Annotated in this window: 13 protein-coding genes and 1 pseudogene; 11 read left to right on the forward strand and 3 right to left on the reverse strand. The window is 36.0% G+C overall.

What is annotated here, in order from left to right; genetic code table 11:
• From QM928_RS09690 to QM928_RS09705, 4 genes are all read left to right on the forward strand, one after another.
• On the forward strand, positions 1–96 hold a 96-nt coding region (locus QM928_RS09690), incomplete at its 5' end, for a cadmium resistance transporter (RefSeq protein ID WP_414295023.1).
• 11 nt (positions 97–107) lie between these two features.
• Entirely contained in the window at positions 108–446 is a 339-nt protein-coding gene (gene cadX / locus QM928_RS09695; RefSeq protein ID WP_000711083.1) for a Cd(II)/Zn(II)-sensing metalloregulatory transcriptional regulator CadX, read from the forward strand.
• A gap of 45 nt (positions 447–491) precedes the next feature.
• Entirely contained in the window at positions 492–626 is a 135-nt protein-coding gene (locus tag QM928_RS09700; RefSeq protein ID WP_002889641.1) for a hypothetical protein, read from the forward strand.
• Positions 627–844: 218 nt separating this feature from the next.
• Positions 845–1,426, forward strand: coding sequence for a TMEM175 family protein (locus QM928_RS09705; RefSeq protein WP_414270266.1), 582 nt, complete (start codon positions 845–847; stop codon positions 1,424–1,426).
• Positions 1,427–1,832: 406 nt separating this feature from the next.
• Here the strand turns inward: QM928_RS09705 and QM928_RS09710 are convergent.
• Positions 1,833–2,033: pseudogene (locus tag QM928_RS09710) on the reverse strand (hypothetical protein).
• 170 nt (positions 2,034–2,203) lie between these two features.
• Between QM928_RS09710 and rpsP the strand changes: the two are divergent.
• The 6 genes from rpsP (at position 2,204) to QM928_RS09740 (ending at position 4,763) form a co-directional block, all read left to right on the forward strand.
• Positions 2,204–2,476 (forward strand): 30S ribosomal protein S16, encoded by a 273-nt coding sequence (rpsP, locus tag QM928_RS09715; protein ID WP_000268760.1) that lies wholly within the window; start codon positions 2,204–2,206, stop codon positions 2,474–2,476.
• A 19-nt stretch (positions 2,477–2,495) separates the two neighbouring features.
• Positions 2,496–2,735: an RNA-binding protein KphA gene (gene kphA, locus QM928_RS09720; RefSeq protein ID WP_000379617.1), complete on the forward strand. Its 240-nt coding sequence runs from the start codon at positions 2,496–2,498 to the stop codon at positions 2,733–2,735.
• Between the two features lie 42 nt (positions 2,736–2,777).
• Entirely contained in the window at positions 2,778–3,113 is a 336-nt protein-coding gene (locus QM928_RS09725) for a MazG nucleotide pyrophosphohydrolase domain-containing protein (RefSeq protein ID WP_371607971.1), read from the forward strand.
• Positions 3,114–3,184: 71 nt separating this feature from the next.
• Complete coding sequence (gene rimM / locus QM928_RS09730) at positions 3,185–3,703, forward strand: ribosome maturation factor RimM (protein ID WP_311522653.1); 519 nt, start codon at positions 3,185–3,187, stop codon at positions 3,701–3,703.
• Positions 3,693–4,412, forward strand: coding sequence for a tRNA (guanosine(37)-N1)-methyltransferase TrmD (gene trmD, locus QM928_RS09735; protein ID WP_371607972.1), 720 nt, complete (start codon positions 3,693–3,695; stop codon positions 4,410–4,412). Before rimM ends, trmD begins: the two co-directional genes overlap by 11 nt.
• Before the next feature lie 12 nt (positions 4,413–4,424).
• Positions 4,425–4,763: an ATP cone domain-containing protein gene (locus QM928_RS09740; RefSeq protein ID WP_001196044.1), complete on the forward strand. Its 339-nt coding sequence runs from the start codon at positions 4,425–4,427 to the stop codon at positions 4,761–4,763.
• A gap of 30 nt (positions 4,764–4,793) precedes the next feature.
• Here QM928_RS09740 and QM928_RS09745 read toward each other — a convergent pair whose 3' ends face one another.
• The gene (locus QM928_RS09745; protein WP_049509144.1) at positions 4,794–5,114 is read right to left on the reverse strand and encodes a hypothetical protein; all 321 of its coding nucleotides are present in this window, start codon (positions 5,112–5,114) and stop codon (positions 4,794–4,796) included.
• Positions 5,115–5,212: 98 nt separating this feature from the next.
• Between QM928_RS09745 and QM928_RS09750 the strand changes: the two genes are divergently transcribed.
• Positions 5,213–5,428 (forward strand): YdbC family protein, encoded by a 216-nt coding sequence (locus QM928_RS09750; protein ID WP_000807425.1) that lies wholly within the window; start codon positions 5,213–5,215, stop codon positions 5,426–5,428.
• A 71-nt stretch (positions 5,429–5,499) separates the two neighbouring features.
• Here the strand turns inward: QM928_RS09750 and QM928_RS09755 are convergent.
• Positions 5,500–5,595, reverse strand: a 96-nt coding sequence (locus QM928_RS09755; protein ID WP_414267217.1) for an IS3 family transposase, incomplete at its 5' end; no start/stop codon positions are given.

A 5,595-nucleotide genomic window follows, 5' to 3' on the forward strand; every position in this document is an offset into this window, starting at 1 on the left:
AGCAGATGGTTTATTGCCATTGTTTATTTAGGATTGGGGATGTATATTCTGATTGAAAACAACAGCTTTGACATGCTAAGGACTGTGTTCGGCTAGGAGAAAAAATTATGAAAAAAGATAGTATCTGCCAAGTGAATATTATAAATCAACAAAATGTTACAACCGCAACGAACTACCTTGAAAAGGAAAAAGTCCAAAAATCACTTCGTATTTTATCAAAGTTTACCGATAATAAACAGATAAATATCATCTTTTATCTCCTTGCCGTCGAAGAACTCTGTGTCTGCGATATAGCCTGTTTACTAAATCTCAGTATGGCATCTGCCTCCCACCATCTTCGTAAACTAGCCAATCAAAACATCTTGGACACTAGAAGAGAGGGGAAAATTATATATTATTTTATAAAAGATGAGGAAATCAAAGACTTTTTTAATCAACTAGGATAACAACTATTTTTACTACTTTACCATGATTAGATATAGGACTTATCTATGAAATTTTTTGATGAAAATTACTCACAAGAAATACCTACTCGTATCAAATGTTTAAGAAAAAAGTATAATTTAAAGCAAAGCGACCTAGGTAATGCAGGTCAAGTTAGCCAAGTTGAAAAGGGAGGAATTTGAAAGAAAATGTATCTTTGATAGTAGTCATTTATTGTGAAATATGATAGAATTTATTAATTAGATGGATGAATATTTCTAAAGTTAAATAAGATATGACAGATACATTTTTTAGTGTATCTTCTTTGTACTCAGAGTATGAAATGAATATCTAATATTTAAGATTAATAAGTATTATACGATGAGATAGAATTCTACAAAATGAAAGGCTATGTAATCTGATGAAGAAAGATAGATTAATTGCATTAACAGATGCGGTTCTAGCAATTATAATGACTATCCTAATCTTAGAATTAGAAAAACCAACGACACCAAGTCTTCAAGCTTTTTGGGATTTACGGCAAAATTTCTTTGCTTATTTTCTTTCCTTTTTCTGGTTAGGATCGTTATGGATGGCACTAAACACACTATGGGAAAAGGTTGAGAAAATTTCCCCACAAATTGTTTGGTGGAATTTGTTTCTTTTATTTTTTGTTTCATTTATGCCCTATGTTACTGGAATCGTTAGTAGTCATTTCATGAACCATACGGCACAGCTCTTTTATGGACTGATCGTTATTGTTTCAACGGTAGCAAACTGGTTTTTACATAAAGTAATTGATAAACCCAATATGGATCAGAAAGAATTACTTGAAGCTACCGCACAATATAGAAAGTTATTGATACCTGACCTAATAATTAAAGGAGTGGGTTTGATTCTATCCTTAATTCTCTATCCTCCGATTATGATGTATAGTGTTTTAATTGCGGCATTTTACATCATAACTTTAAAAACACTATCTGAAAAAAGAGTGAATAACTAAAAAACGGTGACCAAAGTTAGGTGTATTATTTTAATGATTACAGACCTAAACTATTCCCCTATTTAGAATCTATTAATTCATATTTTATAAATTAATTAGTAGATATCGTTCTTAAAATCCTTGATATTTCGCTGTTTTTAGTCCAACTGAAACGCATACTTTCCAAACCAGATTTTAAGAAAGCTCGTAAAGCTAGGTAGTTTTCTAAACGTTAAAAACTAGCTACAATACAGCATTTACAACACTTCATGGTTCACACCATGGGGTGTTTTTGATGATTTTAAGCAAAATTCACACCATTTAATTGAAAGTTATTTAAATTAGATGAAAATTTGTTTTCTGAAAAAGTGGGAAAACATTGATTTTAAACGAATTTTGAATCATATTCGAATGGGAGTTTTTAAAATCATGTTTCGATGGTGAATGTTCCAAAGTTGATTCTCCAGAGGAGAATGATATCTCCTGCTAGTAAATCATCTGGTAATAAGTCCATGTGTCATTTGGGAACAGGCTTGGGATTTAGTAGCCAAGTCTCGATATCACGATCAGGAGAGATGTAAGGTTTGACTTGATGGTCTTTGTAAATCTTCTCTAGACTAGTATTCATAAAGTTTCTCTTTCTAATTTATACCTACTAGTCTAACAAATTTCTAAAAATTTTAAAGTCTGTCAAGTTTTTTTCTTGACACCTTTTAGAAATCTGCTATAATAGAACATGTGCTAAATGGCTCAGCTATTTCACCAAACTAAAAAAATAAAAGAAAAGAGATATTAAAAATGGCAGTAAAAATCCGTTTGACTCGTATGGGTTCTAAGAAAAAACCTTTCTACCGTATTAACGTAGCAGATTCACGTTCACCACGTGACGGACGTTTCATCGAAACAGTTGGAACTTACAACCCACTTGTTGCTGAAAACCAAGTAACTTTGAAAGAAGACCGCGTTCTTGCATGGTTGGCTGATGGAGCTCAACCTTCAGACACAGTACGCAACATCCTTTCAAAAGAAGGCGTATTGAAGAAATTCCACGATTCTAAATTCTCTAAATAATTCTAAAGTAGGTTGACAGATGGATACGATTGAAAATCTCATTATTGCAATTGTGAAACCTTTGATTTCACAACCAGATGCCTTAACTATCAAGATTGAAGATACACCAGAATTTTTGGAGTATCATTTGGATCTTGACCAAAGCGATGTGGGTCGTGTGATTGGTCGTAAGGGTCGCACTATCTCTGCGATAAGAACGATTGTCTACTCTGTCCCAACTGAAGACAAAAAAGTAAGAATCGTTATTGACGAAAAATAAAAAAGCGGGACGGATGTCTCGCTTTTTTGCTAGGAGTAGGATATGAAGGATTTAACAGTTAGACAACTACAAGCCTATTTGCTAGAACATTACCAGCAGTCTCGGACTGAGGAAGGTCTTTTTATCAAGCTAGTGGAGGAAGTTGGAGAAGTAGCCGAGGTTTTGAATGGACGCTCTGGTCGAAAAGAAGGGGTTCAGGATTCTAACGAGGAACTTGCTAAAGAACTTGCTGATATTATTCACTACACTGTCGCAATTGCGGCCATCAACGATATAGATTTAACCAAGATCATTTTTGAAAAAGACAAAAAGGCTGCCATCAAGTATCACCATGAACGAGATTTGGAAGGATATTTAGAAGCCGAAGGTCAGAACTAGCTTTTTCCTCCAACTTGTGAAAATACCTAGAACGTGATAAAATAAAGGGAGAAACATACACAGGAGATCAAATGAACTATTTTAACGTTGGAAAAATCGTCAATACGCAAGGTTTACAAGGTGAGATGAGAGTCTTATCTGTGACGGATTTTTCGGAAGAACGCTTTAAAAAAGGTGCAGAGCTGGCCTTGTTTGATGAGAAGGATCAATTTGTTAGAACAGTGACTGTCGCAAGTCATCGTAAGCATAAGAATTTTGATATTATCAAATTTAAGGATATGTATCACATCAATGATATTGAAAAATACAAGGGCTACAGTTTGAAGGTTGCGGAAGAAAACCTTAATGACCTGGATGAGGGTGAATTTTACTATCACGAAATTATCGGCTTAGAGGTCTACGAGGGTGACAATTTGATTGGAACCATCAAGGAAATCCTTCAACCAGGTGCCAATGATGTCTGGGTAGTTAAGCGCAAGGGGAAACGTGACCTGCTTTTACCATACATCCCACCGGTTGTGCTAAATGTTGATATTCCCAATAGGCGTGTGGATGTAGAACTCTTAGAAGGGTTAGACGATGAAGATTGATATTTTAACCCTCTTTCCAGAGATGTTCTCACCGCTAGAACATTCCATCGTTGGGAAGGCACGTGAAAAAGGGCTTTTAGATATCCAGTATCATAATTTTCGTGAATATGCTGAAAAGGCCCGTCATGTCGATGACGAACCTTACGGTGGTGGTCAAGGGATGTTGCTACGTGCGCAGCCAATCTTTGATGCTTTTGATGCCATTGAAAAGAAGAATCCACGCGTGATTCTCCTCGATCCTGCTGGTAAGCCGTTTGATCAAGCCTATGCTGAAGATTTAGCTCAAGAAGAAGAACTCATCTTTATCTGTGGTCACTACGAGGGCTATGATGAACGGATCAAGACCCTAGTGACTGATGAGATTTCTCTAGGTGATTATGTGCTAACGGGTGGAGAACTGGCAGCAATGACTATGATTGATGCGACGGTTCGCTTGATACCAGAAGTAATTGGTAAAGAAACGAGTCACCAAGATGATAGCTTTTCATCAGGACTTCTTGAATACCCTCAGTACACACGTCCTTATGATTATCGTGGCATGGTAGTTCCAGAAGTGCTTATGAGTGGGCACCATGAGAAGATTCGTCAATGGCGTCTCTATGAAAGTCTCAAAAAAACTTATGAACGTAGACCAGATTTGTTGGAACATTACGAATTAACAGCAGAAGAAGCCAAAATGTTAGCAGACATTAAAGAAAATATAAATTAAAAGGAGAAGCCTATGCAAGTCATTAAACGTGATGGACAAGTTGCCGACTTTGATCCAGATAAAATCTATCAAGCCATTCTCAAAGCTGCTCAAACAGTTTATGTTTTGACAGATGATTTACGTCAAAATCTAGCTCAAGTAACTAAAAAAGTTGTCTTGGATCTAGAAGAGGCAAAAGTGGAGCGTGCGACGATCAGCATGATTCAATCAATGGTTGAGCATCGCTTGCTTGGCGCAGGCTATATTACCATCGCTGAACACTATATCTCTTACCGTTTGCAACGTGATTTAGAGAGAAGTGGTTACGGAGAACACATTGCTGTTCACCTTCATTTTGAACAAATTCGTTAATAGAAAAGAGTGAGATGAAGAAAACTCATCTCACTCTTTCTTAAATCGATTTTTTTGGGCAGTTTGGACAGTTGAGGGAACAAAACTCACTTTCCGAATATCTGGGATTCGAATAATTCGGGTCACATTTTTTGCAAAATTTTTAACGATAATTTGCTGGCGGTCCGTATCATATTTGATGATATCACCTGTAAAACTCGTATCAGAAAAAATAATGTGGACAGCAGTTTTTTTTAGGAGCGCCTCTTTAATGGCACTTGTCAGGGAGTCGGCTTTGGAATGATCTGGTTCTTCTCGCCCGTCGAGAAAGCTTTGGAACTTTTGTTGAATGTGTTTAAATAAATCTTTCATCGGAGCCTCCCTTCTTTTTAACATTATTATATACAATTTTAAAAAAATCTACAAGATTTTACGAATAATCAAGTGAAGACAATCAAAAGGAGAATATAATGGCAGAATTTACATTTGAAATCGAAGAACACCTACTCACACTCTCAGAGAATGAAAAAGGTTGGACTAAGGAAATCAATCGTGTTAGCTTTAATGGAGCACCAGCGAAGTTTGACATTCGTGCTTGGAGTCCAGACCACACTAAGATGGGGAAAGGAATCACCCTCTCAAACGAAGAGTTCCAAGTGATGGTGGATGCCTTTAAAAATCAATAAGCGTTTATGCAAACATAAATGAAAAGAGGAAGGGAAAAAATGTACTGACCCCAAAAAGTTAGACAATTAATTTAAGCAAAGGATTTAATTCTGTATTGTACAGGACTAAGTCCTTTTAGTTTTACCTTAATTCGTTTGTTGTTGTAGTAATCAATATAGTCTACAAT

Source organism: Streptococcus infantis (assembly GCF_047460405.1).
GTDB classification, from domain to species: Bacteria; Bacillota; Bacilli; order Lactobacillales; family Streptococcaceae; genus Streptococcus; species Streptococcus infantis_Q.

Coding starts and splice junctions, on each gene's coding strand:
- cadX (WP_000711083.1), top strand. CDS start 108: ATGAAAAAAGATAGTATCTGCCAAGTGAATATTATAAATCAACAAAAT.
- QM928_RS09700 (WP_002889641.1), top strand. CDS start 492: ATGAAATTTTTTGATGAAAATTACTCACAAGAAATACCTACTCGTATC.
- QM928_RS09705 (WP_414270266.1), top strand. CDS start 845: ATGAAGAAAGATAGATTAATTGCATTAACAGATGCGGTTCTAGCAATT.
- rpsP (WP_000268760.1), top strand. CDS start 2,204: ATGGCAGTAAAAATCCGTTTGACTCGTATGGGTTCTAAGAAAAAACCT.
- kphA (WP_000379617.1), top strand. CDS start 2,496: ATGGATACGATTGAAAATCTCATTATTGCAATTGTGAAACCTTTGATT.
- QM928_RS09725 (WP_371607971.1), top strand. CDS start 2,778: ATGAAGGATTTAACAGTTAGACAACTACAAGCCTATTTGCTAGAACAT.
- rimM (WP_311522653.1), top strand. CDS start 3,185: ATGAACTATTTTAACGTTGGAAAAATCGTCAATACGCAAGGTTTACAA.
- trmD (WP_371607972.1), top strand. CDS start 3,693: ATGAAGATTGATATTTTAACCCTCTTTCCAGAGATGTTCTCACCGCTA.
- QM928_RS09740 (WP_001196044.1), top strand. CDS start 4,425: ATGCAAGTCATTAAACGTGATGGACAAGTTGCCGACTTTGATCCAGAT.
- QM928_RS09745 (WP_049509144.1), bottom strand. CDS start 5,114: ATGAAAGATTTATTTAAACACATTCAACAAAAGTTCCAAAGCTTTCTC.
- QM928_RS09750 (WP_000807425.1), top strand. CDS start 5,213: ATGGCAGAATTTACATTTGAAATCGAAGAACACCTACTCACACTCTCA.